This is a genomic window from Brevundimonas sp. C43 (genome assembly GCF_030732185.1).
Taxonomy (GTDB): Bacteria; Pseudomonadota; Alphaproteobacteria; order Caulobacterales; family Caulobacteraceae; genus Brevundimonas; species Brevundimonas diminuta_C.
On the sequence record NZ_CP132231.1, the window covers coordinates 1,504,384 to 1,526,657 of the forward strand.

The window sequence follows — 22,274 nt, forward strand, 5'->3', positions numbered from 1 at the left end:
CGCTTAAACGGACCTTAGTCGGGGCCGCCTACCTTCATGACACTACGGTGTTGGTGAAAGAGGCATAAGCCCATGTTGCAAGAGCGACGCCTTAATAGCAAAGGCGAACAATACGTGGTCGGACCGACTGGCACGCCCCTGACCCTCAACGACCTGCCGCCGTCCAACACGGACCGGTGGGTGATCCGGCGCAAGGCCGAGGTCGTCGCCGCCGTTCGCGGCGGCCTGCTCAGCCTCGACGACGCCCTGGCGAAATATCGTCTGACGGCCGAAGAGTTCCTGGCCTGGCAGAAGGCCATCGACAAATGGGGCATGCAGGGCCTGCGCACGACGCGGATCCAGAGCTACCGCTCCTGAGGGTTTCCCCGAAGACGTTAAGGGCCGCATCCGGCGACGGGTGCGGCCCTTTTCGTTTGCGGGCCTCGAAATCGCGCCGGTTCCGCACTAAATGGCCGCGATGACCCTGGCCGAAGATTTCTGCCCCGTTCCCGACATCGCCCGCACCGACATGGATGCGGCGGTGGAGAGCGCGCGGGCGGCGGTCGGCTTGCCGATCGGCGCGCGCGTGGTGGCCGCCATGTCGGGCGGTGTGGATTCCACCGTCGTCGCGGCCCTGCTGCACAAGGCCGGCTATGACGTCGTCGGTGTGACGCTGCAGCTCTACGACCACGGAGCGGCGTTAAAGAAGAAGGGCGCCTGTTGCGCGGGTCAGGACATTCACGACGCGCGTCTGGCCGCCGACATGATCGGCATCCCCCACTACGTTCTGGACTATGAGAGCCGGTTCAAGGACGCGGTGATCGACCAGTTCGCCGACAGCTATCTGAAGGGCCAGACGCCGGTCCCCTGCATCCGCTGCAATCAGACCGTCAAGTTCCGTGACCTGCTGGACGTGGCGCGCGATCTGGGCGCCGAGGCGATGGCGACAGGTCACTACGTCCGCCGCGCCGTCGCCGGAAACCGCTCGCAGATGCGCAAGGCGATCGACCATTCGCGAGACCAATCCTACTTCCTGTTCGCCACGACCCAAGACCAGCTGGACTATCTGCGCTTCCCGCTGGCCGATCTGGAAAAGCCACAGGTGCGCGGCGTCGCCGCCGAATTGGGTCTGAAGATCGCCGCAAAGCCGGACAGCCAGGACATCTGTTTCGTGCCGTCCGGGGACTATCGCACCCTGATCGACCGCCTTCGTCCGCAAGGGCGTGAGGCCGGCGAGATCGTGCATATGGACGGCCGGGTGCTGGGCAAGCACGCCGGCATCACCGACTACACCATCGGCCAGCGCCGCGGCCTGAACATCGCCGTGGGCGAACCGCTGTTCGTGACCAAGCTGGAACCCGAAACGCGCCGCGTCATCGTCGGCCCGCGCGAAGCCCTGCTGACCGCCTCTCTGACTTTGGAAGAAACCAACTGGCTGGGCGACGAGGCGACCATCATCGAGGCCGCCGAAGCCAACATACCGGTCCTGGCCCGCGTCCGCTCGACCCGCCAGCCCTCGCCAGCCCGCCTCGCCCTGATCGACGGCGATATCCGCGTCGTCTTCAACGAGGGCGAAGAGGGCGTCGCTCCGGGCCAGGCCTGCGCCCTGTACGATCCGACGGACACCGAACGCGTCCTGGGCGGCGGCTTCATCCGCGACACGACGGCGGTCGTCGTCTAGCCCAGACCCAAGTGTGGAGACGATGTGGAGGCGGGGTGGATCCTGATTGCAGGTTTCTCTCAACCTCGGACATCAAAGATGCACCAGCCTGTTGCACGGCTGTAAACTGCGCATCGCAATGACGGCGTAATCCCCGCCCCGACTAAGCAGGGGATAAAAATGCATCGTCAAACCAAACTGCGCCTTCAGCTGCTGCTGGGGACCGCGCTTCTCGCCGCGCCCGTTTCCGCCTTCGCCCAAACCGCTCCGGTCCAGACCGCGCCGACGGCCGCCAGCGCCGAGCCGGCCGGTCTTGACGACATCGTCGTGACCGCGACCAAGCGCGAAACCAACCTGCAAGACACGCCGATTTCGATCTCGGTCGTCAACGCCGAGGCCCTGGCCGATCGCCACGTGCAGAGCCTGATGGACCTGGCCGACGGCAGCGTCCCCAGCCTGCGCATCGCCACCTTCGAGGCCCGTCAGTCCGCCCTGACCATCGGCATCCGCGGCATCGTGCCGAACGACGCCAACCAGCCCGCTCGAGAGCAAGGCGTCGGCGTCTATGTCGACGGCGTCTATCTGGCCCGCCAGCACGGCCTCGCCGCCGCCCTGCTCGACATCGAGCGCGTCGAAGTCCTGAAGGGTCCGCAAGGCACCCTGTTCGGCCGGAACACCGAGGGCGGCGCCCTGTCGCTGGTGACCAAGAAGCCCACGGGCGTGTTCGGCATGCGCGCCATCGCCGGCGTCGGCAATCTGGAGTCCTACAACTCCGAACTGCACGTCGACTTCCCCGCCCTCGGCGACTTCGCCTTCAAGGTCGACGGCATCATTTCAGTTCAGGGTCCGGTGACCGAGAACATCCTGCCGGGACAGACCGGCTTTGGCGAATATGACCGCCGCGGCCTTCGCTTCCAGACGCGCTGGACGCCCGCAGAAAACTTCACCGCCACCCTGGCGGCGGACATCAGCAAGGATAAGAACACCCCGTTCTATAGCCAGCTGCTGAACTTCAACCCGAACGGCCTGACCGTCGTGCCGTTCACCTCGGCTACGGTTCCCTCGGGCAGCATCCGCGCTCTGTCGCCCCTGGTCCAGGTCGAAGGCTCCAACCGCATGACGCAGGCCGACATCGGCGTGCCTCAGCAGTTCAGCGTCGACGACACGCGCGGCATGGATTTGCACCTGTCGTATCGCCCGACCGACTCGCTGGAAATCCGTTCGATCACGGCCTACCGCGATCTGGACGTCGAACAGTACGACAACATCGCCGGCGCGCACCGTCCGCCGGTCGTCGGCCCGAACGGCCGCTTCAGCCGCTATTCGCTGGCCGGATTCTGGCAGCATCAGTTCAGCCAGGAACTGCAGGCCGTCGGTTCGCTGGGCGACAGCATCGACTATGTCGGCGGCGTCTTCTACTTCAAGGAAACGGTGTCCGACGACGCCGCCACGCCCTCGACGAACCAGTGGAACGCCGACGGCACGGGCTACACCATCCTGGACCCCACCCCGACGATCCGCGGCTTCCGCTCGCTGGACCGCAAGTCCACCGCCCACTCGGAATCCAAGGCCATCTACGGCCAGGCCACCTGGACCCCGGCCAGCATGGACGCCCTGCACCTGACGGTCGGCGGTCGCTACACTTGGGACGACAAGGACGGCAAGCTGGAGGTCGTCAACAACGCCCCCACCAACCTGACCTTCAGCTCCAAGGTCGATCGCTTCGACCCGCTGGTCACCCTGGCCTATGACGTCAGCAACAACATCAACGTCTATGGCAAGTATTCGACCGGCTACCGCGCCGGCGGCGCCTCCTCGCGCTCGCTGACCTACCGCTCGTTCGATCCCGAAGAGGTCAAGGCCTACGAAATCGGCCTGAAGAGCGACCTGTTCGACCGTCGCGTCCGCTTCAACGCGGCCGTCTACGCCATGGACCGCACCGACAGCCAGATCGATTTCAGCCTGGTCACCGTCCAGGGCGCCTCGACCCGCAACACGCTGGAAACGATCAACGCCCCGGGCACCACCAAAATCCGCGGCGTGGAGCTGGAAGGTCAGTTCCGGGCGACCGACAACCTGACCCTGTCGGCGTCTTACGCCTATACGGACGCCAAGGTGCCGGACACGGTCAACCCGTTCAACGGCCAGGTGCAGCAGGTCTTCATCGCCTATACGCCTGAGAACGCCGGCAGCGTCGCCGCCGACTGGAACTCGCCCTTCATGGGCGCGACCCTGAAGGCGCACATCGACGCCAACTACGCCGATGCGGCCCACAGCTTCGAGCAGTTCGCGATCAAGGCCGACTCGTCCTTCGTCGTGAACGCCCGCGTCGCCATCGCCGACATCACGACGCGCGACGGCGGCCCGTTGCTGGAAGTGGCCCTGTGGTCGCGCAACCTGCTCGACGAGACCTACGTCTATCGCCGCGATCCGTCGAACCGGAACACCCTGGGCGACTACGGCAACTTCAACAACCCGCGCACCTTCGGCATCGAGCTGCGCGCCTCCTACTAAGCGTTCCTCCCGAACGACCGATTGGCCCCCTTCCGCCCGCGCGGGAGGGGGTTTTTCTTCGTCTGCGTGAAGGCTTTGCGACGGCGATATGAAACTTCACTGCAGCCGTCCGGTTTTGCTGGACGACGCGACGATCTGGCGCGATGGCGGCTTTCGGAGACGCCATGAGCAGCCTGATCCTGATCGCCGATGACGCCGCCGAGGGCGTCGAAATCCTGGACGCCGCCCTGCGTCGGGACGGCTTTCGCACCGTCGTCGCCGCAGACGGCCAGCAGGCAGCCGACCTGCATGCGTCGCTCAAACCCGATCTTGCCCTGCTCAGCGTCCGCCTGCCCGTGCGCGACGGTTGGGATGTGCTGGGCGAACTGCGTCGGCGCGGCGACACGCCCGTCATCATGGTCGGCGACCGGGACGAGGCCGCCGACAAACTGCAGGCGCTTCGGATCGGAGCGGACGACTACGTCGCTAAGCCGTTCAAGCCGGCCGAGGTCACGGCCTCCATCCAGACCATCCTGCGACGCAGCGGCGGCGGCCGGGCCGCCAAGACCCTGCGCGTCGGTCCGCTGGAGGTGCAGTTGGAGAACTACCTGGCGGCGATCCTGACGCCGTCAGGCAAGCGCCGTCTGGACCTGACCCTGACCGAGTTCCGCATCCTGGCCCACATGGCCCGCACGCCCCTGCGCGTCTTCAGCCGCAGCGAGATCATGCAGGCCTGCTTCCCCAATCAGGCGGTTCTGGAACGCACGATCGACAGCCATGTCAGCCACCTGCGCCGCAAGCTGGACGCCGCAGACGCCGCCGGCCTGCTGACCAATGTGCGCGGCGTCGGATACCGGCTCGAAGCCGAGGTCTGATCACCCTCACGCCGCGACGGCGTAGACTCTCAGCCGATGGCCGTCCGGGTCGCCCGCCACGAAGCTGCGGACCGGCGCGGCGTCCGTCGGCGGCGTCAGAATGCGCGCCCCGCGATCCCACCAGTCGATATGCGCCTGATCCACCGCCTCGGCGCACTCCAGCGGAAAGTCCACCTCGCACACCTCGCGCCGATCGCCGGCACGCCGCAGCAGCCCCAGCGCCCGGCCCGACGTCAGCTTGAACAAGACCCGGTCCGGTCCAGCCATCACCGGCCGAGAACCCAGCAGATTGGCATAGAAGCGCGCGCTGACCTCCGGATCCGCGACGGCCAGAAGAATGTCCTCGATATCGCTCATCAGCCCGGCCCCTCGTGTTTCCAACACGCCGAACCCTAGCCTCCGCTGCTGCCAGTTTCCGTCAGCAGCCGTCGCCTGACCGCGATCTTTCATGCGCCTCTCGCCAGGTCTTCATCAGCGCCTGGCGACGCATCGGATAGCGCGCCTCCATCACCTCCGCCTCGACGATGCGATCGGTGCGGAAACTGCGGAAATCACTGCGCAGTTCGCACCAGGCGATCAGCAATCTCACCCGGTCGAAGAAGGCCAGGGCGAACGGCCAGACGACACGCTCGGACGCCGACCCCGCCTCGTCGCGGTAACATAGCTTCAGCCGTCGCTCGGTGCGGATCGCTTTCCTCAATAGGGCCGGATCAACCCGATCCGCCGGGAACGGCTCTCCCGGCACGACCAGCAGGGCCGATGTGTCCATCTCGTCGCGCAGGTCGGGCGGCAGCACCGCCGAGATCCGTCCCAGCGCCGCCAGCGCCGCATCGCGCATGCGCGGATCGGCCCGGTCCGCCACCCAGCGCGACCCCAGCACCAGGGCCTCGATCTCTTCCGGCGTGAACATCAGCGGCGGCAGCATGAAGCCCGGCTTCAGAATATAGCCGACCCCCGCCTCCCCCTCGATCGTCGCTCCTTGTGCCTGCAGGCTGGCGATGTCGCGGTAAAGCGTGCGCAGGCTGACGCCCATCTCCTCGGCCAACACCTGCCCGCTCACCGGCCGACGATGCCGCCGCAGGACGTTCAGCAGATCGAGAAGGCGTTCGGAGCGTGACACCCCGCGATCCTAGCAGGCCTGCTGTCGGAAAGCGTCAGCAGGAACGGGCCTAAGCCGCTTCCTTGGGCATCACGTCGCCGACTGTCGGCCTGTTCTCGGCACGGGTCAGAACCATGTCTCTGGGTTTGACGATCTCGCCGCAGCAGCCGCAGGCGATGCGTGGGGTCAGGGAATGGCCGCAGGTCTTGTGGACCATGTCGATGCCGCTGTCGGCGTCGCCATAGACGTGCTTGTTCCCCCATCCGTGCAGGGTGACCAGAACACCGTACAGATCCTTGCCCTTGGCGGTCAGGACATATTCGTTGCGCGGCGGGCGTTCGGAATACAGGCGCGGCTCCAGCACGCCGTGCTGAACTAGGCTTTTGAGCCGGGCGGCCAGGACGTTGCGCGCCACGCCCAGATTGTCTTGCCACTGTTCGAACCGGCTGACGCCGTTGAAAGCGTCGCGAATGACCAGCAGGGTCCAGGGATCGCCGATCACCTCAAGCGTGGCGGCGATGGAGCAGCTTTGGCGGCTGTAGTCGGCGGTGCGTCCCATAGGCGCGAAAGTGACGCCGCGTCAGGCATTTGGCAAGGGTTGCAAATCCGAACGCTCCAAGTCAGTCTTGTTTCGCAACGGACGTGCGAGCCTCCCGGTCCGCCGCCTTGTTCCTTGGACTTCGGCGGGAGATCGTCATCAGGTCTTCCGCCGCTTCTTCGCCTGACGCAGGATTGCGCAATGACGCCGCCCATTTCCCTCGACGCCGCCCTTACGTTCCAGATCCTCGACGACGGCGGTCTGTCCGCGCCCGTGCCGGGTCATTTCTCGAACGGCCCATCGAGCACGGCGCCGGAGAAGGGCTTTCCGTTCGGCGGTCTTCTGGCGGCCCTGTGCGCTCAGTCGATGCGACAGGGACTGGCGCTGACGGCGCCCCTTCGGACCCTGTCGGTCCAATATCTGTCAGCGGCAAGGTTCGGTGAACAGGTCGCCTTTCGCCCTCGCCTGCTGCGCGGCGGCCGCAATGTTCTGTATGCTGCGGTGGAGGCCGAGCAGGACGGGCGCATGACCCACCATGCCACCGGCACCTATGGGCTGGACGGCGCGCCGCCTCCGCTGACGCCGTTGCACGCGCCGCCCCCGCCGCTGGATAGGCTGGACCCGAAGGCCACCATACGCGGGCCGATGTCGCCGCATTTCGCCCAGCACGTCGAATACCGCTTCGACGGCGGCCCCAACATCCTGGGCGGCAATGAGGGCAAGCCGGTGATCGAGCGCACTTGGATGCGGATGGCCGACGGTCGGCCCTTGGATGAGGTCGGCCTGTGCTACCTGCTGGACGCGTTGTATCCGCCCGCCTGGACCGCATCCAAGACGCCAGCCGCCATGACCACCGTCGATCTGCGCATCGACATCCTGACCGATCCAACGCCACAGACCGCGCCGGACGGCTGGGCCTTCTTCGAGTTCAGGATGCTTGACCTCGGCCTGGGCTGGACGGTGGACGAGGCGATCGCCTGGGGCGCTGATGGAACGCCGCTGGCCCTGTCGCGCCAACGCCGCAAGCTGCTGCCGCAACGTCCCGCCTGAAGTCAGCCCTCATTCATCATTATCGACGACTATTCGAAATCTCTGGAGTGTCGCCCATGCGTCGTCGAAATCGCCTCGTTTCCGTATCCCAAGTCGTCGTCGTGCTGGGCGGTTGTTTGATGCTGCAGGGCTGCCTTGTCGGCGCCGTCGTCGGCGGGACTGCTGCGGTCGTCGGCGGGACGGCGAAAGCCACTGGCGCGGTCGTCGGCGCCGGCTTCGACGCCGTCACCACCTCCGACGAGGAAACCAAACTGCGTCGCGAGCGTGAACAGCGCGACTATGAACGCGAACAACGCCGCTGCGAACAGCGCCAGCGTCAGGGCAAACGCTGCTAGGTCAGAGGCTTAGAACGCACCGCTCCTTGATCGTCGGCCGCGCCACCTGAATCCGACAAAGGCCCGGCCATTCAGGCTTCAGCGTCTTGGCGAACCACAGGCACAGGTTTTCCAGACTGGGCAGCTCCAGTCCCTCGTGCTCGTTCAGCATGCCGTGATCCAGCGTCTCGGCCGCCGCCTTCAGCGCCCGGTCCAGCGCGCCCAGGTCCGCGACCCAGCCGTGTTCGACATCCAGCACCTCGGACCGCACCGTCGCCTCGACCGTGAAGGAATGGCCGTGGACGCGGCGATAGATGCTGCCCTCGGGCTCGTTCGGGAAGTGGTGGGCGGCGTCGAAAGTCGCCTGTTTGGTGATCTCGAAGACGGGCATTAGCGGACGCCGATGTATTTGTGGGCCTGGACGCTCAGGCGCCACTGCGGGTGGGTCAGGCAGTATTCGATGGCGGCGGCGGTGTTCTCGACCTGATCCGGCCCGTCCATCGGCTGAAGCCAGAACCGTTCGAAATCCAGATGTTCGAACCGATCCGGCATGGCCTTGGGCTGGGGGAAGACCAGCTTCAACTCGGCCCCGCGCGTCTGAACCACATCCGCATCGGCCTTGGGACTGATGCAGATCCAATCGACGCCGTCCGGCGCTGCGATCGTACCGTTCGACTCGATCGCGATCTCGAACCCGCGCGCATGCAGCGCGTCGATCAGCGGGCCATCCAGCTGCAGCAAGGGCTCACCGCCCGTGCAGACCACCAGTTTCGGATCGCCGTCACGCCCCCGCCACATCCCCGCGACGTGATCGGCCAGTAAATCCGGCGTGGCGAACTTGCCGCCCCCGTCGCCGTCGACGCCGACAAAGTCGGTGTCGCAGAAGGTGCAGACGGCGCTGGCCCGATCCTGCTCGCGACCGCTCCACAGATTGCAGCCGGCGAACCGCAGGAAGACCGCCGGTCGCCCCGCCTGTCCGCCCTCGCCCTGAACTGTCAGGAACACTTCCTTGGCCGAATAGGTCATCGCCCCGACGCCCATTCGTCATAGCCGGCCGCGCGCAGTTCGCAGGCCGGGCAAGACCCGCAGCCATAGCCCCAGGCGTGTCGATGCGTCCGGTCGCCCTGATAGCAGGTGTGGCTATCCTCGATGATCAGCTCGATCAGCCTGTCGCCGCCGATCCCGTGCGCCAGGTCCCAGGTCTGGGCCTTGGTCAGCCACATCAGGGGCGTGTCGATGACGACCGGCTTGTCCAGCCCCAGCGAAAGCGCCCGCGCCATCGCCTCCATCGTTTCGTGACGGCAATCCGGATAGCCCGAATAATCCGTCTCGCACATGCCGCCGACCAGGACTTCCAGCCCACGCCGATCCGCCAGCGCCGCGGCTGCGACTAGAAAGATCAGATTGCGGCCCGGCACGAAGGTCGTCGGCAGGCCGCGCGCGTCCATTTCGATCTTGCGGTCGGCGGTCAGGGCGCTCTCGGCGATCCGGCCGTATCCGGTCAGGTCCACCACATGGTCGTCGCCCAGCCGATCGGCCCACTGGGGCAGAGCCGTCTTCATTCCGTCGCGCACGGACTGACGCGCCTGCATCTCCACCAGATGGCGCTGGCCATAGTCGAATCCGACCGTCTCCACCCGCCCGAACCGCTCCAGCGCCCAGGCCAGGCAGGTCGCGCTGTCCTGCCCTCCAGAGAACAGAACCAAGGCCGATGTGGGCTTCTCTTCCAGGATGGCGCTCATGACAAATCTGCGGTCGGCCGGTCGGCCGCGCGCATGCACAAAAGGATGGGGACCCAGATGGGTCGGGCAGGCCTCATACACCAGACCCAATCCGCGAGCAAAAAAGGCGGATTTGCGTCTTGGATGACGCCGCTTAACTAATCCGCAAGCGATTTGGGCTTTTACTCACAGTGAGTAGGAGTTCCAGGCAGTATGCCGACCATCGAGACCCTTTCCGAGCGTCCAAAGCCGGTTGCGCCGACGACTCTCGGCTGCGAGGTTCTGGCGCGTTTCGAATGCGAGCCGGATACGCTGGTCATTCCCGTGGTCGATGGCGACCGCCCCGTCGGCCTTGTCGAACGCACCGCCTTCCTTCAGAAAATCGCCGCCCGCTTCGGCCACGCCCTTTACGACCTTCGCCCCATCACCTTCGCCATGGATGCCGAGCCGGCCGTGGTCGAGGCCGGCGTCCGCATCGACGCCTTTTGCGACATCATGCTGAAGGGCGGTCCGGCCGCCCTGTTGCGCGGCTTCATCGTCACCAAGAACGGCGCCTATTGGGGCGTGGGCACCGCCGCCACCCTGTTGCAAGCCGTCAACACGCGGCAGCGCGAGCAGAACGCCGAACTGGCCGAACAGGCGGCGATCCTCAGCGACACCCGCGCCCAGGCCATCGCCGCCGCCCGCGCCAAGAGCCAGTTCCTGGCCATCATGAGCCACGAACTGCGCACGCCGATGAACGGCGTCCTGGCTGTCGCCGAACTGCTCCGCCGCCAGCCGTTGAATACGGCGGCTCAGGCGCACGTCCAGACCATCGTCGACTCGTCCGAGACCCTGCTGCGCATCCTCCAGGACGCAGTGGACCTGTCCAAGGCCGAGGCCGGCGAACTGGAACTGAAGACCGAGCCGACCGCCCTGCGCGCCGTCATGGACGACATTCAGTCGATGTGGGAACCGCGCGCCTCTCAGGACGGCGTGACCCTGCTCGTCGGCTACGAAGGCGACACCGAACTGGCGGCCGTCATCGACGGCGTGCGCCTGAAGCAGGTGTTCAACAATCTGATCGGCAATGCGCTGAAGTTCGCCCGCAACGGCGTGGTCGAGGCCGGCCTCAAGGCCTGGGTCGAAAGCGACCGCATCCATATGGAAGCCCGCATTCGCGATGACGGCCCGGGCGTCGAGCCGGAACGCGTCGATTCTATCTTCGAGCCCTTCGTTCACGGTTCCGGCCCCGACGGCGCTGGCCTGGGCCTGTCGATCTGTCGTCAGGTCATCGACCGGATGGACGGCCGGATCTGGGCCGAGAACAACAAGGGACGCGGCGCCACCTTCGCCTTCGACCTGACCGCGCCCCGCGCCGTCGTCGAGGCGGAAGCGCAATCGAACGTGTCGGATCTGTCGGGCCTCGATTTGAGATCCGCTCCGCACATCCTGATCGTCGACGACAACGCCACCAACCGCGTCGTCGCCCAGGCGCTGTGCGAGATGTTCGGCTGCAGCTCCGAACTGGCCGAGGACGGCCTCGAGGCGCTTCAGGCCGTTCAGGAAAGCCGCTACGACCTGGTCCTGATGGACATCAAGATGCCTCGGATGGACGGGGTTCAGGCCACGCAGGCCATTCGCGCCCTGCCCGGCATCGTCGGCCGCGTGCCGATCGTGGCCCTGACCGCGAATGCGGACCCCGAAGACGCCAAACACTATCTGTCGATCGGCATGGCCGCCGTCGTCGAAAAGCCCATCAAGCCCGAACGCCTGCGTATGGCGATGAACGCCGCCATCTCCGCCGCGGACGAACAGGACCAGTCTGATCGCGCCGTCGCGTGATCTTCAGTCCGGACTAACGTCCAGCGCCTCTTCGTCCTCTTCGTCGTAGCCGACCAGACGCAGCGCCCTCGCCTTCTGGCCGTTGATCTCGGCCCAGCGCAGCAGCCCTTCCTCGCGGCCGTGGGTGATCCAGATTTCCTCCGGCTTGATCTCGGTGAAGGTCGCGGTCAGTTCGTTCCAGTCGGCATGATCCGACACGACCAACGGCAGTTCCACGCCGCGCTGCCGCGCCCGCGCCTTCACCCCCATCCAGCCCGAAGCGAAGGCCGTAACCGGATCGGCGAACCGACGCGCCCACCGATCCTGGATGGCGGACGGCGGTGCGATAGCGACCTCGCCGCCCAGCGCATTCTTGGGCAGATCGCGGGTCGGCGCCAGCGGGCCCAGATCGACCCCTTCTTTTTCGTACAGGGCGTTCAGCCGCTCCAGCGCCCCGTGGACATAGATGGTGCGGTCCCATCCGGCCTCGCGCAGCAGACGAATGATCCGCTGCGCCTTGCCCAGCGCATAGGCGCCGACCAGATGCGCCCGCTCGGGAAACTGTCCCAGTGAACGCACCAGCCGCCCGACCTCCTCCTCCGCCGGCGGATGGCTGAAGACCGGCAGGCCGAACGTCGCCTCCGAGATAAAGACGTGACACGGCACAGGCTCGAACGGCGCACAGGTCGGATCGCGGCGACGCTTGTAGTCGCCGGACACGACCATAATCAGCCCCTTCCACCGCACCTCGACCTGGGCCGAACCCAGCACATGGCCGGCGGGCGCCAGTCTGAGATCGACCCCATTGATCGCCGTCGCCTCGCCGTATTCCACCGACTGGGGCTGCAGCGTGAAGTCCGCGCCATAGCGCTCAGCCATGATCGCCAGGGTCTGGCGCGTCGCGAGCACCGCCCCGTGACCGGCGCGCGCATGGTCGGCATGGCCGTGCGTGATGACGGCGCGATCGACCGGCCGAACCGGGTCGATGTAGAAATCTCCCGGCGGGCAGTAGAGGCCGGCGGGCGTGGGATGGAGCAGGTCTTCGGGGCGGATCATCTTGCGGTAACGCTCTCGACGCCGTCGGGTCGCCGCCCCATAGAGGATGACCCCGAAAATCGGCGCAACAGGTTCAGTCCGCACGATGCACGAGAGCTTCCTGACCACCATCCTGCCGCAACTGGCCGCCGGCGCCGCCCACACCGGCGCCTTGGACTTCACCTTCGACGGCCTGCACGATGGCCAGCCCCGTATTCGCGTGCCGTGGCGTGAAGATCTGGTCGGCGATCCTGACAGCGGCGTCTTCGCTGGCGGGCTGGTGACGACCTTGCTTGATCATATCGGAGGCCTGGCCGTGTGGACCGCGATGGACGCTTTCCAGCCCATCGCCACCCTGGATTTGCGCGTCGACTACATGCGCGCGGCAAGGCCGCGTCAGGACCTGCTGGCGCAGGGCCTATGTTTCCGACTGACGCCCAGCATCGCCTTCGTGCGCGCCTGGGCCTTCGAAGACGATCCCGCCGATCCGGTCGCTGCGGCCCAGGCCGCCTATATCCTCAACCAGACCCGCGAACGGTCGGCCCAAGCAACAGGAGCGGCGGCATGACCGACATACTGAACCGCATGCCCTACGCCCGCTTTCTCGGCCTTCAGACCCTGGTCAGCGGCGACGAAGTCACCGTCATCATGCCGTTCGACGACAAGCTGATCGGCAATCCGATGCTGCCCGCCTTGCATGGCGGATCGACGGCTGCCCTTCTGGAGATGACGGCCATGGCTCAGGTGTCGCTGAGCTTTCCGGGCCCGCGATTGCCCCGCCCTATCAATGTGACGGTCGCCTATCTGCGCACCGGCAGGCCGATCGACGTCTTCGCTCGCGCCCGCATCAGCCGGGCCGGTCGTCGCGTTGCCCACGTGCATGCGGAGGCCTGGCAGGAAGAACGTCAACAGCCGATCGCGTCCCTTACCGCACACTTCCTGCTGGACAACCAGGACTGATCACCGCGCCCTAGCGCGCTGATTCGCGCCGACTTCCTGCTCTCATTGGGTTTCAACGCCGTGCTTACGGCGGCGCTTCAACGCGCGATTGCCGATATGGTAAAGATTGCTCTACCAAACAGGGTTAAGACATGATAACCATACGGTTCTTGTAAACCTGTCTTTGAGGGGCTTTCATGGACCGCACTGAAGTCGTCTCCAGCGTTGCTGGCGATCTGCATGCTACCGAACTCGCAATCGACGCCGCGATCACCCAGGCGACCACGCTGGTTCAATCCTTCATCGGCGCTCGCGCCGCTCTGTCGCTGTCGCCGGTCTCCGGCACGATGTCGCAAGCCAAGGCCATGGAAACGATCGCCGCCCTCTCGGCCGCGCGTGAATCCATCGTGGCCTGCCACGCCGAACTGCAAAAAGATCACCGCCGCCTTGGCTTCGGGACCTACGCCGCCGGCCCGGTCGCCAAGCCCGACGATTGGTGGGAAGACAAGCCCGTCAAAGGCCATCTTCGCGTCGCGTGAATTGTTGGTAAGCTTCACTGAACGAGATTTAAGTCGAAGCTAATTTCGGTCATTATCGCCCTCGCGCATTTTCGCGCGGGGGCGATTTGTCATGTTGAATATCGTCTACGCGATTATTGGCGCCGTCTTCATGGTCGGCATGGCGCTATTCGCCTTTCTTAAAGGCGGCCGCTCCGAGCGGATCGGTGCGGGCGCCTACCTGTTTGCTTGGTTTGCGACCATTGTGATGCAAGAAGGCAGCGGCTTCAGAGGCGTTCCTTTGGGATTGTTTCTGATCGACCTTTCGCTGCTCGGCATTTTTGCTGCGATCGCCTGGCGGCACCGTCAGTCTTGGCCGGTTTGGGCTAGCGGCTTACAACTCATTGTCGTGATGGCCCACATCATGGCGCTCACTGGTCAAGCAGTGTCTGCATCGTCACTTTATACAATCATGAATCTGACAGGTTATCTGATCATCGTGTGCATCATCGTCGGCACGTTCTACGCTTGGCAGGAGCGCCGGGCGGCTGAACTGATAGGTAGAAATTCCTAGCATCCGATCGTATTCTCTCGATGAATCGGTTGCTGGAACACCATGCCGCTATCCCACGCCAAGCTTTGGAAGGCCGTCGACGCGCTGGCGCGGCGTGAGGGTCTGACACCGTCCGGGTTGGCGCGGCGCGCCGGTCTGGATGCGACGAGTTTCAATCCCTCAAAACGCTTCGGCCCCGGCGATCCGCCGCGTCCGCGCTGGCCCTCGACCGAGAGCATGACGCTGGTGCTTCAGGCGACGGGCCTGTCGCTATCGGAGTTTGCGGTGCTGGCCGAGGACGCGCCGGAGGCGCCGACGAGCGTGCCCTTGCTGGGTCTGGCCAAGGCGGGTCAGGACGGGTTCTTCGACGACGCTGGCCTGCCGGTCGGCGAAGGCTGGGATCAGACCGACCTGCCGCGCGCCAAGGACACCTTGTTCAGCCTTCAGATCACTGGCGATTCGATGTCGCCCCTCTATCGCGAAGGCGACCGCGTCATCGTCGATCAGGAAGCGACGCAGGTGCGGCGGGGCGACCGCGTCGTCGCCCGCCTGACCAGCGGAGAAACCGTGGCCAAGGAGGTCACCAGCCTGACCAGCCGCGCCGTCACCCTGGCCTCGATCAATCCCGACTGTCCGCCAAGGGTTGTGCCCCGACGTGAGATCGAATGGATGGCCCGCATTCTCTGGGTCAGCCAGTAACGCACAGCAAAAACCCCGCCCGGCGAACCGGACGGGGCTTTCGATTAGGGCAAACTGGGCTCAGTTGGCCGTGACGTAGTGGGCATTCACCCAACCACCGCCTGCGATCTGCACCCACTCGCCTTGCGAACCGATAGCGGTGAAAGGCTGGCCGGCCGACAGCGTGCCGGCTTGGCGGTAGTTGGTGCCCGGGCCGCTGCGGATGCGCAGGTTCGACGAAGCGCGATACTGGGCGCCGCTGGATGCCGAAGCAGCGCGGGCGCGTTGTTGGTTGCAGCCGATGTAGGAACCGGCTGCGGCGCCGGCGCCCGCGCCGACGATTGTGCCAGCCGTGCGCTCGTTGCGGGCGAGGTTCGAGCCGACCACGCCGCCGACCACGGCGCCGATCAGGGCGCCCGCACGCTGGCGACCGCCAGGGGCGTCACAGTTGGTCACGCCGTTGGCCTGGGCCTGGGCGGACATCGGGGCGGCGGTCACCATGGCGGCCAAGGCGGCAGCGGTGGCCAGACCGGTCTTGAAAATCTTGTTCGACATAACTCTTCTCCTGTCAGCGCGTTTGCCGATGAGGGGAGAATGCACGGACGAACCTGAAGGCTCCCGGAGCTTCGCCGTTATTTTCCGTTCATCTTGGCCATGCGCGCAGACTGGCGGCGGGCGACAAATCGTCTGGCGATATCGATGTCTCGTTCGATGAAGTGTTTCCGGCGCAGGAACTGGAAGTCCAGCACGCGCGCCCACAGATGAAGCATGCGGTCGTTTGTCACGAAAACCGTCACCGCCTCGACGGACGGCGGCGGCCCCCAGGCCTCAGCCAGCTTGGTCAGATGCTGGACGGTGGCGTCGTCGGTCATGGGTTCGCATTCGACGATCCAGTCCCAGCTGCAGAGCTCGGGCCTTTGCGTGATCAGATCGACCGTCGCTTTCAGCACGCGGTCGGCTGACCCGGCCGAGACCAGGTCGAGCATCAGGACCCTGTTCGCCTCGTCGATCTCGTAACGCAACCTCGCCTCCCCCGGCTACGTCCCCTCAGGCTGGCATCACGCAACAACCCTGACGCAAGGTCAAGGTTGCGCCAGTTCTCCGTTTGCGCCCGCTTCGATCAGGGCGATCGTCTGCGGCAGCCCGTAGATGGCGGCGAACGAACCAAAGCGCGGCCCCTGGCTGGCGCCCAGCAACACCTCGTAGAGCGCGCCGAACCAGGCCCGCAGCGGCTCGAATGCGTGGGCCTTGCCGACCGCATAGACCTCGTTCTGGATCAACTCGCCGTCGGTGGTGTCGGCCGGCAGCGCCTTCAGCCGTTCGGCTAGGTCCAGCAGCGCCGCCTTCTCCTTGTCGGCCGGAAGGCGGTACGACTTCGAGGGCTTCACAAAGTCCTCGTAGTAGTTCAGCGCGTGGTCCATCAGCCGATCCAGCAGCGGCTCGTTTTGCGGCGTCGCGTCAGGCAGGTATTTGGCGAAATAGGCCCACAGTTGGTCCTTGGTCGAGGCGTTGGCCACGCCGACCAGGTTCAGCAGCAGGGCGAAGGACACCGGCGACGTGTGGGTCGGCGGATCGCCCGCATGGATCGACCAGACGGCGTTGTCGATCCGCTTGGCCGGCTCCTGGGTCTTGTAGCTTTCGATGAAGGCCAGATAGTCGTCGATGGCGCGCGGAATGACGTTGAAGTGCAGGCTCTTGGCCGACTTCGGCGACTGGAACATGTACCACGACAGGCTCTCGGGCGTGCCGTAGCGCAGCCACTCGTCCATCGTCAGACCGTTGCCCTTGGACTTGGAGATCTTCTTGCCCTCGATGTCGAGGAAGAGCTCGTAGTTGAAGCCTTCGGGCGGGGTGCCGCCCAAGGCGCGGCAGACCTTGGAGCTTTCGCGCACGCTCTCGATCAGGTCCTTGCCCGACATCTCGTAGTCGATGTCCAGCGCGACCCAGCGCATGGCCCAGTCGGGCTTCCACTGCAGCTTCACATGGCCGCCCGTGACCGGAACCTCGGTGCGGTTGCCCGGTTCGCCGGCGGGGTCTTCGAAGGTGATCGTGCCCTTTTCGACATCGCGCGCCAGGGTCGGGACCTGGAGCACATGGCCGGTAATCGGGCTGATGGGCAGGAAGGGCGAATAGGTGGCGCGGCGCTCCTCGCCCAGGGTCGGCAGCATGATGGCCTGGACCGCGTCGAACCGTTCCAGAAGCCTCAGCAGCGTCGCGTCGAACCGGCCCGACCTGTAGGTCTCGGTAGAGGACATGAACTCATAGTCGAAGCCGAAGCTGTCGAGGAAGGCGCGCAGGCGGGCGTTGTTGTGCGCGCCGAAGCTGTCGTGGGTGCCGAAGGGATCGCGCACCCGCGTCAGGGACAGATGCAGGTCCTCGCGCAGCATCTCCGGGTTCGGCACGCCTTCCGGCACCTTGCGCAGGCCGTCCATGTCGTCGCTGAAGGCGATCAGGCGTGTCTTCCAGTGGTCGCCGGTCAGGGCGCGAAAGGCGTTGCGCACCATGGTGGTGCGGGCGACCTCGCCGAAGGTGCCCATGTGCGGCAGGCCCGACGGGCCATAGCCGGTCTCCAGGATCACCGGGCGCTGCAAGGCGGGAAAGGCCGCCAGGGCTTCATCCGCTTTGCCGGCGTCGATCAGGGCGCGCGCTTCGGCTCGTTCGGTCTCGCCTAGCCGTTTCTTCAGAACATGGGCCAGCAGGTTGCGGGCTTGTTCGAAGGGCCAGGACTTGGCCTCTCGGGCGAGGGTTTCGAGGTTCTGAAGCATGGCGGCGGTTTGCAGTCTGCATCCCGCCCGGTCAACCGTGATCAGGCTTTGGCGGCGATCAAGATGATCTCGACCTTGTAGTCGGGCGACGCGAGCCGGCTTTCGCCCGTGGCGCGGGCCGGCGGGTTGGCGGTGTCGACCCAGGCGTCCCAGACGCCGTTCATCGCCTCGAAGTCGGCGATATCCGCCAGCCATATCTGGGCCATCAGGATTTTGGACTTGTCGCTGCCGGCCTCGGCCAGCAGCGCCTCGATCTCAGCCAGCGCCGTTCGGGTCTGCGTCGCCACGTCGTCGCCGGGTTCGCCCACCTGGCCCGACAGATAGATGGTGTCGCCGTGGACGACGGCCTCGCTCATGCGAGCGCCGGGCTGGATGCGGGTGATCATGGGCGGGGGTCCTTCGAAAACGTCCCTCACCTATCGCCGCCGGGGCCCGGCTGTCGAGCGGCTAGCGGCGGTTGAACCGCGAGACGGTCAGGCCGACGACCAAGGCGCCGGCGCCGACGATCAGGGCGTCCTCGATGAGGCCGCTCTTGGTCTGGCCGATGCGGGCCATGGCCTTCTTGCGCCCCGAGAGGGTCAGATAGGCCAGCGGCACGGCCGTGCCGATCGCCAGGCCGGCGCCCAGCTTCTCCTTGCCGCGCGGGGCCAGGGCGGCGCCGGCGATGCCCGCGCTCATGACCCGCGCCAACAGGCCCAGGAAGACGGTGCGATCGGGCGCGGTCTTCATCTTGTCGCCCAGCAGTTCGCCGACGCCCATGGCCAGGGCGCCGAACTTGAACAGCGGCCGGTTCAGCAGGAAGACGCGGCCGGGCAAGGGCTTGTGCGCCAGTTCGGCGGTGGCGAGGGCCGCCATCGGGGTCATGGAACGGGCGCTGGCGACGGCGCCGATGAGGGCGGATGGGAGGAGGTCGAGGGCTTTCATGCCGCCACAACACCCCAGCAGGCCGGAAGGTTCAGCCCGTTTCAGCCGCGCGCCGCTAGGACGTTGCGGATCGCCAGGCTGGAGTGGATGCGCGACACGCCCGGCAGGCGCGACAGGACGTCCTTGTGGATCACCTCATAGGCGGCGATGTCGGGCGCGACGGCGCGGACGATGTAGTCGGCCTCGCCTGCCATCAGATAGCAGTCGCGGATTTCCGGGTGGTTGCGGACGGCCGCCTCGAACCGACGCATGTGGTCGTCGGTCTGCTTCTCCAGCGTGATCTCGACATAGGCGACGACGCCGTCGTCGCTGTCGTTGGCCAGGACGGCGGCATAGCCCCGGATCACCCCGCGTTCTTCCAGCCGCCGCACCCGCCGCAGGCAGGCGGAGGGCGACAGACCGACGGCGGAGGCCAGGTCCGCATTGCTGATGCGCCCGTCGGCGCGGAGCCTTTGAAGGAGGCGTTGGTCGAGGGGATCGAGCAGGGACACAAGTTTCCGCCATTCAGCCGCAGATTATTGCGTAAGGCTTCTATCAGCGACCGATCGTTGCGCAAACAGGCAGGATCGTCGATCCATGCGGCGCTAGCTTGCGGCGAATAACAATATTGGGCTTGGAAACGTCACATGCGGGTTCTGGTGCTTGGGTCGGGCGTCATAGGCGTCACCACCGCCTGGTATCTCAGCCAGGCTGGGCATGAGGTCACGGTGGTGGATCGGCAGGCCGGTCCAGCGCTGGAAACCAGCTTCGCCAACGCCGCGCAGATTTCGCCGGGCTATTCCGCACCGTGGGCCGCGCCGTCGATCCCGGTCAAGGCGATGAAGTGGCTGCTGATGCGCCACGCGCCCCTGATCGTGCGGCCGCGTCTGGACATGGCCATGGTGCGCTGGACCGTCGCCATGCTGCGCAACTGCACTCACGACCGCTATGCGCTGAACAAGAGCCGGATGGTGCGTCTGGCCGAATACAGCCGCGACCAGATTGACCTGCTGCGCCGCGAGACCGGCATCGCCTATGACGGTCGCCAGCAGGGCACGCTGCAGCTGTTCCGCACCGAAAAGCAGCTGGCCGACGTGCACAAGGACGTCGATGTGCTGAAGGCCGCCGGCGTGCCGTGCGAGGTTCTGGACCGCGCGGGCTGTATCGCGGCCGAGCCGGGCCTGGCCGCCTCCGATGTCGATTTCGTCGGGGGTCTGCGTCTGCCGCATGACGAGACCGGCGACTGCTTCCTTTTCACCAACGCCCTGGCCAAGCTGGCGGCGGAGCGCGGCGTGGTCTTCCACACCGGAACCGACATCCAGTCGATCACGATGACGGACGGTCGCGCGACCGGCGCCCTGACCAGCAAGGGCGCCATGACGGCCGATCTGGTGATCCTGGCGCTCGGCTCCTATTCGCCGATGATGGCCAAGCCACTGGGTCTCGATCTGCCGGTATATCCGGTGAAGGGCTATTCGATCACGGCCAAGATCGTGAACGAAGCCCGGGCGCCCGTCTCCACCGTCATGGACGAGAGCTACAAGGTGGCGATCACGCGCCTGGGCGATCGCATCCGCGTGGGCGGCATGGCCGAGCTGTCGGGATACAACAACACCCTGCCCGCCGTCCGTCGCGAGACCCTGGCCCATTCGGTCGGCAGCCTGTTCCCGGGCGGCGGCGACCTGGCGGGCGCCAGCTATTGGTCGGGCCTGCGCCCGATGTCGCCGGACGGCACGCCGGTGATCGGCGCGACCAAGGTTCCGGGGCTTTATCTGAACACCGGCCACGGCACCCTGGGCTGGACCATGGCGTGCGGCTCGGCGCGGGTTCTGGCCGACATGGTCGACGGCAAGGCGCCTGAGATCGAGACCCGCGACCTGTCGCTGAACCGCTATGGCGCCTGGGCCGGGGCGTTCGCGCCGGGCTACAGCTGAGATCAGACGGCGGCGGGGAAATTTTACCGTCTAAAGAGTCTAATTCGTCTAATCTCGCGACGGTGGAGCCTTGGGCCGAGGACGGGAATTCACCGTCTAAAGTGTCTAGTTCGTCTAATCCGGCGCCATCATCCGGGTAAGGCGCGGGCGGGATTTGGTCGTGCCTTCCGCCTGAACTTACGCTGTCAAAGATCCACGGCCAGTCTAACACACGGCCGGGGCGCGGTCGGTTAGACGCCGTTCGGGCGCGAAAAGCCGTTGTGAATCAGACAGCGGCGCGCCGACGATGCGCTGGCAGCACGCCGCGACGTGGCGCGGCGCGTCGCAGCGCCCTATAGAGCGCGCGATGAAGACCGCCGATTTCGATTTCGACCTGCCCGAAGACCGCATTGCGCTGCGCCCGGCCGATCCGCGCGATTCCGCACGGCTGCTGGTGGTGAAAGGCGGCGCGCTGGAGGACCGGATCATTCGCGATCTGCCGGACTTCCTGCAGCCCGGCGACGCCCTGGTGTTCAACGATACGCGGGTCATTCCCGCCCGTCTGTCGGGCGTGCGTCAGCGGATCGGGGGCGAGGGCGAAACCCTGACGGTCGAGGTGGAGGCGACGCTGCATCACCGCGACGCGCCCGACGTCTGGTCCGCCTTCATGAAGCCGGGCAAGCGGATCAAGCCGGGGGATCGGATCCGGTTCGGAAACGCGAGCGACGCCGCCTGCGACCTGGGACGGCTGGACGCCACGGTGACGGCCAAGGGGGACGACGGCCTGATCACCCTGACCTTCGACCTGGCGGGACCGGCGCTGGACGATGCGATCCGCGAGGTCGGGGTCATGCCCCTGCCGCCCTATATCGCCGCCAAACGCCCCGAGGACGACCGCGACCGGTCGGACTATCAGACCGTGTTCGCAGAGCATGACGGGTCAGTGGCGGCGCCGACGGCGGGGCTGCATTTCACCCCTGCCCTGCTGGACGCCATCCGCGCCAAGGGCGTCTCGACCCATGCGGTGACGCTGCATGTCGGCGCCGGCACCTTCCTGCCGGTCAAGGCCGACGACCTGGCCGACCACAAGATGCACAGCGAATGGGGCGAGGTGTCGCCGGACACCGCCGCCGCCCTGAACGCCGTCCATGCAAAGGGCGGGCGCATCGTCTGCGTCGGCACCACCTCGCTGCGGCTGCTGGAAAGCGCGACGGCCGAGGACGGCGAGATCAAACCCTTCCACGGCGACACGGCCATCTTCATCACGCCCGGCTATCGGTTCCGGGCGGTCGATGTGCTGATGACCAACTTCCACCTGCCGAAATCGACGCTGTTCATGCTGGTCAGCGCGTTTGCGGGCACGGCGACGATGAAGGCGGCCTATGCCCATGCGGTCGCCGACGGCTATCGCTTCTATTCTTACGGCGACGGATCGCTGCTGTTCCGCGACTGATTGCAG

Annotated in this window: 27 protein-coding genes; 14 read left to right on the plus strand and 13 right to left on the minus strand. The window is 66.0% G+C overall.

Features of this window, described 5'->3' with window-relative positions; genetic code table 11:
• Nucleotides 1-72 precede the first annotated feature (72 nt).
• The 4 genes from Q9R14_RS07600 to Q9R14_RS07615 all read left to right on the plus strand — a co-directional run bounded on the left by Q9R14_RS07600 (nt 73) and on the right by Q9R14_RS07615 (nt 5,007).
• The gene (locus tag Q9R14_RS07600) at nt 73-357 is read left to right on the plus strand and encodes a DUF1153 domain-containing protein (protein WP_026108337.1); all 285 of its coding nucleotides are present in this window, start codon (nt 73-75) and stop codon (nt 355-357) included.
• A gap of 91 nt (nt 358-448) precedes the next feature.
• On the plus strand, nt 449-1,660 hold the full coding sequence (gene mnmA, locus Q9R14_RS07605; RefSeq protein ID WP_306004017.1) for a tRNA 2-thiouridine(34) synthase MnmA: 1,212 nt from the start codon (nt 449-451) through the stop codon (nt 1,658-1,660).
• Between the two features lie 159 nt (nt 1,661-1,819).
• Complete coding sequence (locus tag Q9R14_RS07610; RefSeq protein ID WP_271042923.1) at nt 1,820-4,153, plus strand: TonB-dependent receptor; 2,334 nt, start codon at nt 1,820-1,822, stop codon at nt 4,151-4,153.
• Nucleotides 4,154-4,317: 164 nt separating this feature from the next.
• The gene (locus Q9R14_RS07615; RefSeq protein ID WP_306004018.1) at nt 4,318-5,007 is read left to right on the plus strand and encodes a response regulator; all 690 of its coding nucleotides are present in this window, start codon (nt 4,318-4,320) and stop codon (nt 5,005-5,007) included.
• A gap of 6 nt (nt 5,008-5,013) precedes the next feature.
• On the opposite strand, the gene Q9R14_RS07620 is transcribed toward Q9R14_RS07615, so the two are convergent.
• The 3 genes from Q9R14_RS07620 to Q9R14_RS07630 all read right to left on the minus strand — a co-directional run bounded on the left by Q9R14_RS07620 (nt 5,014) and on the right by Q9R14_RS07630 (nt 6,665).
• On the minus strand, nt 5,014-5,364 hold the full coding sequence (locus tag Q9R14_RS07620; RefSeq protein ID WP_306004019.1) for a VOC family protein: 351 nt from the start codon (nt 5,362-5,364) through the stop codon (nt 5,014-5,016).
• Between the two features lie 61 nt (nt 5,365-5,425).
• Nucleotides 5,426-6,127, minus strand: a complete 702-nt coding sequence (locus tag Q9R14_RS07625; protein WP_306004020.1) for a YafY family protein — start codon at nt 6,125-6,127, stop codon at nt 5,426-5,428.
• A gap of 49 nt (nt 6,128-6,176) precedes the next feature.
• Nucleotides 6,177-6,665 carry a helix-turn-helix domain-containing protein gene (locus Q9R14_RS07630; protein ID WP_045810245.1) on the minus strand — a complete coding sequence of 163 codons (489 nt, stop codon included), beginning with the start codon at nt 6,663-6,665 and terminating at the stop codon, nt 6,177-6,179.
• Nucleotides 6,666-6,845: 180 nt separating this feature from the next.
• On the opposite strand from Q9R14_RS07630, the gene Q9R14_RS07635 reads away from it, so the two are divergent.
• Both Q9R14_RS07635 and Q9R14_RS07640 read left to right on the plus strand, forming a co-directional pair.
• Nucleotides 6,846-7,694: a thioesterase family protein gene (locus Q9R14_RS07635; RefSeq protein ID WP_306004021.1), complete on the plus strand. Its 849-nt coding sequence runs from the start codon at nt 6,846-6,848 to the stop codon at nt 7,692-7,694.
• Nucleotides 7,695-7,750: 56 nt separating this feature from the next.
• On the plus strand, nt 7,751-8,029 hold the full coding sequence (locus Q9R14_RS07640) for a hypothetical protein (protein ID WP_017504585.1): 279 nt from the start codon (nt 7,751-7,753) through the stop codon (nt 8,027-8,029).
• Nucleotide 8,030: 1 nt separating this feature from the next.
• Here the strand turns inward: Q9R14_RS07640 and Q9R14_RS07645 are convergent, their stop codons facing one another.
• Genes Q9R14_RS07645 through queC form a run of 3 tightly spaced genes read right to left on the minus strand, consistent with a single transcriptional unit; the run spans nt 8,031 to nt 9,750 of the window.
• On the minus strand, nt 8,031-8,399 hold the full coding sequence (locus Q9R14_RS07645; RefSeq protein ID WP_306004022.1) for a 6-carboxytetrahydropterin synthase: 369 nt from the start codon (nt 8,397-8,399) through the stop codon (nt 8,031-8,033).
• On the minus strand, nt 8,399-9,034 hold the full coding sequence (gene queE, locus Q9R14_RS07650) for a 7-carboxy-7-deazaguanine synthase (protein WP_306004023.1): 636 nt from the start codon (nt 9,032-9,034) through the stop codon (nt 8,399-8,401). The genes Q9R14_RS07645 and queE overlap by 1 nt, the downstream gene beginning before the upstream one ends.
• On the minus strand, nt 9,031-9,750 hold the full coding sequence (queC, locus tag Q9R14_RS07655; protein ID WP_306004024.1) for a 7-cyano-7-deazaguanine synthase QueC: 720 nt from the start codon (nt 9,748-9,750) through the stop codon (nt 9,031-9,033). The genes queE and queC overlap by 4 nt, the downstream gene beginning before the upstream one ends.
• Before the next feature lie 192 nt (nt 9,751-9,942).
• Here queC and Q9R14_RS07660 point away from each other — a divergent pair, with 192 nt between their 5' ends.
• Entirely contained in the window at nt 9,943-11,553 is a 1,611-nt protein-coding gene (locus tag Q9R14_RS07660; protein ID WP_306004025.1) for a response regulator, read from the plus strand.
• Between the two features lie 3 nt (nt 11,554-11,556).
• Here the strand turns inward: Q9R14_RS07660 and Q9R14_RS07665 are convergent, their stop codons facing one another.
• Nucleotides 11,557-12,588 carry a ligase-associated DNA damage response exonuclease gene (locus tag Q9R14_RS07665; protein WP_306004026.1) on the minus strand — a complete coding sequence of 344 codons (1,032 nt, stop codon included), beginning with the start codon at nt 12,586-12,588 and terminating at the stop codon, nt 11,557-11,559.
• A 46-nt stretch (nt 12,589-12,634) separates the two neighbouring features.
• Between Q9R14_RS07665 and Q9R14_RS07670 the strand changes: the two genes are divergently transcribed.
• The 5 genes from Q9R14_RS07670 (at nt 12,635) to Q9R14_RS07690 (ending at nt 15,255) form a co-directional block, all read left to right on the plus strand.
• Entirely contained in the window at nt 12,635-13,135 is a 501-nt protein-coding gene (locus Q9R14_RS07670; protein ID WP_306004027.1) for a PaaI family thioesterase, read from the plus strand.
• Nucleotides 13,132-13,527: a PaaI family thioesterase gene (locus tag Q9R14_RS07675; protein ID WP_242078353.1), complete on the plus strand. Its 396-nt coding sequence runs from the start codon at nt 13,132-13,134 to the stop codon at nt 13,525-13,527. The genes Q9R14_RS07670 and Q9R14_RS07675 overlap by 4 nt, the downstream gene beginning before the upstream one ends.
• Before the next feature lie 176 nt (nt 13,528-13,703).
• Nucleotides 13,704-14,045 (plus strand): hypothetical protein, encoded by a 342-nt coding sequence (locus tag Q9R14_RS07680; RefSeq protein WP_306004028.1) that lies wholly within the window; start codon nt 13,704-13,706, stop codon nt 14,043-14,045.
• Between the two features lie 91 nt (nt 14,046-14,136).
• The gene (locus Q9R14_RS07685; protein ID WP_306004029.1) at nt 14,137-14,577 is read left to right on the plus strand and encodes a hypothetical protein; all 441 of its coding nucleotides are present in this window, start codon (nt 14,137-14,139) and stop codon (nt 14,575-14,577) included.
• 42 nt (nt 14,578-14,619) lie between these two features.
• Complete coding sequence (locus Q9R14_RS07690) at nt 14,620-15,255, plus strand: helix-turn-helix transcriptional regulator (protein WP_306004030.1); 636 nt, start codon at nt 14,620-14,622, stop codon at nt 15,253-15,255.
• Nucleotides 15,256-15,315: 60 nt separating this feature from the next.
• On the opposite strand, the gene Q9R14_RS07695 is transcribed toward Q9R14_RS07690, so the two are convergent.
• From Q9R14_RS07695 to Q9R14_RS07720, 6 genes are all read right to left on the minus strand, one after another.
• Entirely contained in the window at nt 15,316-15,789 is a 474-nt protein-coding gene (locus tag Q9R14_RS07695) for an SH3 domain-containing protein (protein ID WP_039246408.1), read from the minus strand.
• A gap of 77 nt (nt 15,790-15,866) precedes the next feature.
• On the minus strand, nt 15,867-16,256 hold the full coding sequence (locus Q9R14_RS07700) for a hypothetical protein (RefSeq protein ID WP_306004031.1): 390 nt from the start codon (nt 16,254-16,256) through the stop codon (nt 15,867-15,869).
• Between the two features lie 60 nt (nt 16,257-16,316).
• Complete coding sequence (locus Q9R14_RS07705; protein ID WP_306004032.1) at nt 16,317-17,999, minus strand: lysine--tRNA ligase; 1,683 nt, start codon at nt 17,997-17,999, stop codon at nt 16,317-16,319.
• 41 nt (nt 18,000-18,040) lie between these two features.
• Nucleotides 18,041-18,385 (minus strand): RidA family protein, encoded by a 345-nt coding sequence (locus Q9R14_RS07710; RefSeq protein WP_306004033.1) that lies wholly within the window; start codon nt 18,383-18,385, stop codon nt 18,041-18,043.
• 61 nt (nt 18,386-18,446) lie between these two features.
• Nucleotides 18,447-18,923 (minus strand): hypothetical protein, encoded by a 477-nt coding sequence (locus tag Q9R14_RS07715; RefSeq protein WP_045810258.1) that lies wholly within the window; start codon nt 18,921-18,923, stop codon nt 18,447-18,449.
• Between the two features lie 41 nt (nt 18,924-18,964).
• Entirely contained in the window at nt 18,965-19,414 is a 450-nt protein-coding gene (locus tag Q9R14_RS07720; protein WP_039246401.1) for an Lrp/AsnC family transcriptional regulator, read from the minus strand.
• A gap of 135 nt (nt 19,415-19,549) precedes the next feature.
• Between Q9R14_RS07720 and Q9R14_RS07725 the strand changes: the two genes are divergently transcribed.
• Both Q9R14_RS07725 and queA read left to right on the plus strand, forming a co-directional pair.
• Nucleotides 19,550-20,836: a D-amino acid dehydrogenase gene (locus Q9R14_RS07725; RefSeq protein ID WP_306004034.1), complete on the plus strand. Its 1,287-nt coding sequence runs from the start codon at nt 19,550-19,552 to the stop codon at nt 20,834-20,836.
• A gap of 346 nt (nt 20,837-21,182) precedes the next feature.
• Nucleotides 21,183-22,268 (plus strand): tRNA preQ1(34) S-adenosylmethionine ribosyltransferase-isomerase QueA, encoded by a 1,086-nt coding sequence (queA, locus tag Q9R14_RS07730; RefSeq protein ID WP_306004035.1) that lies wholly within the window; start codon nt 21,183-21,185, stop codon nt 22,266-22,268.
• Nucleotides 22,269-22,274 lie beyond the last annotated feature (6 nt).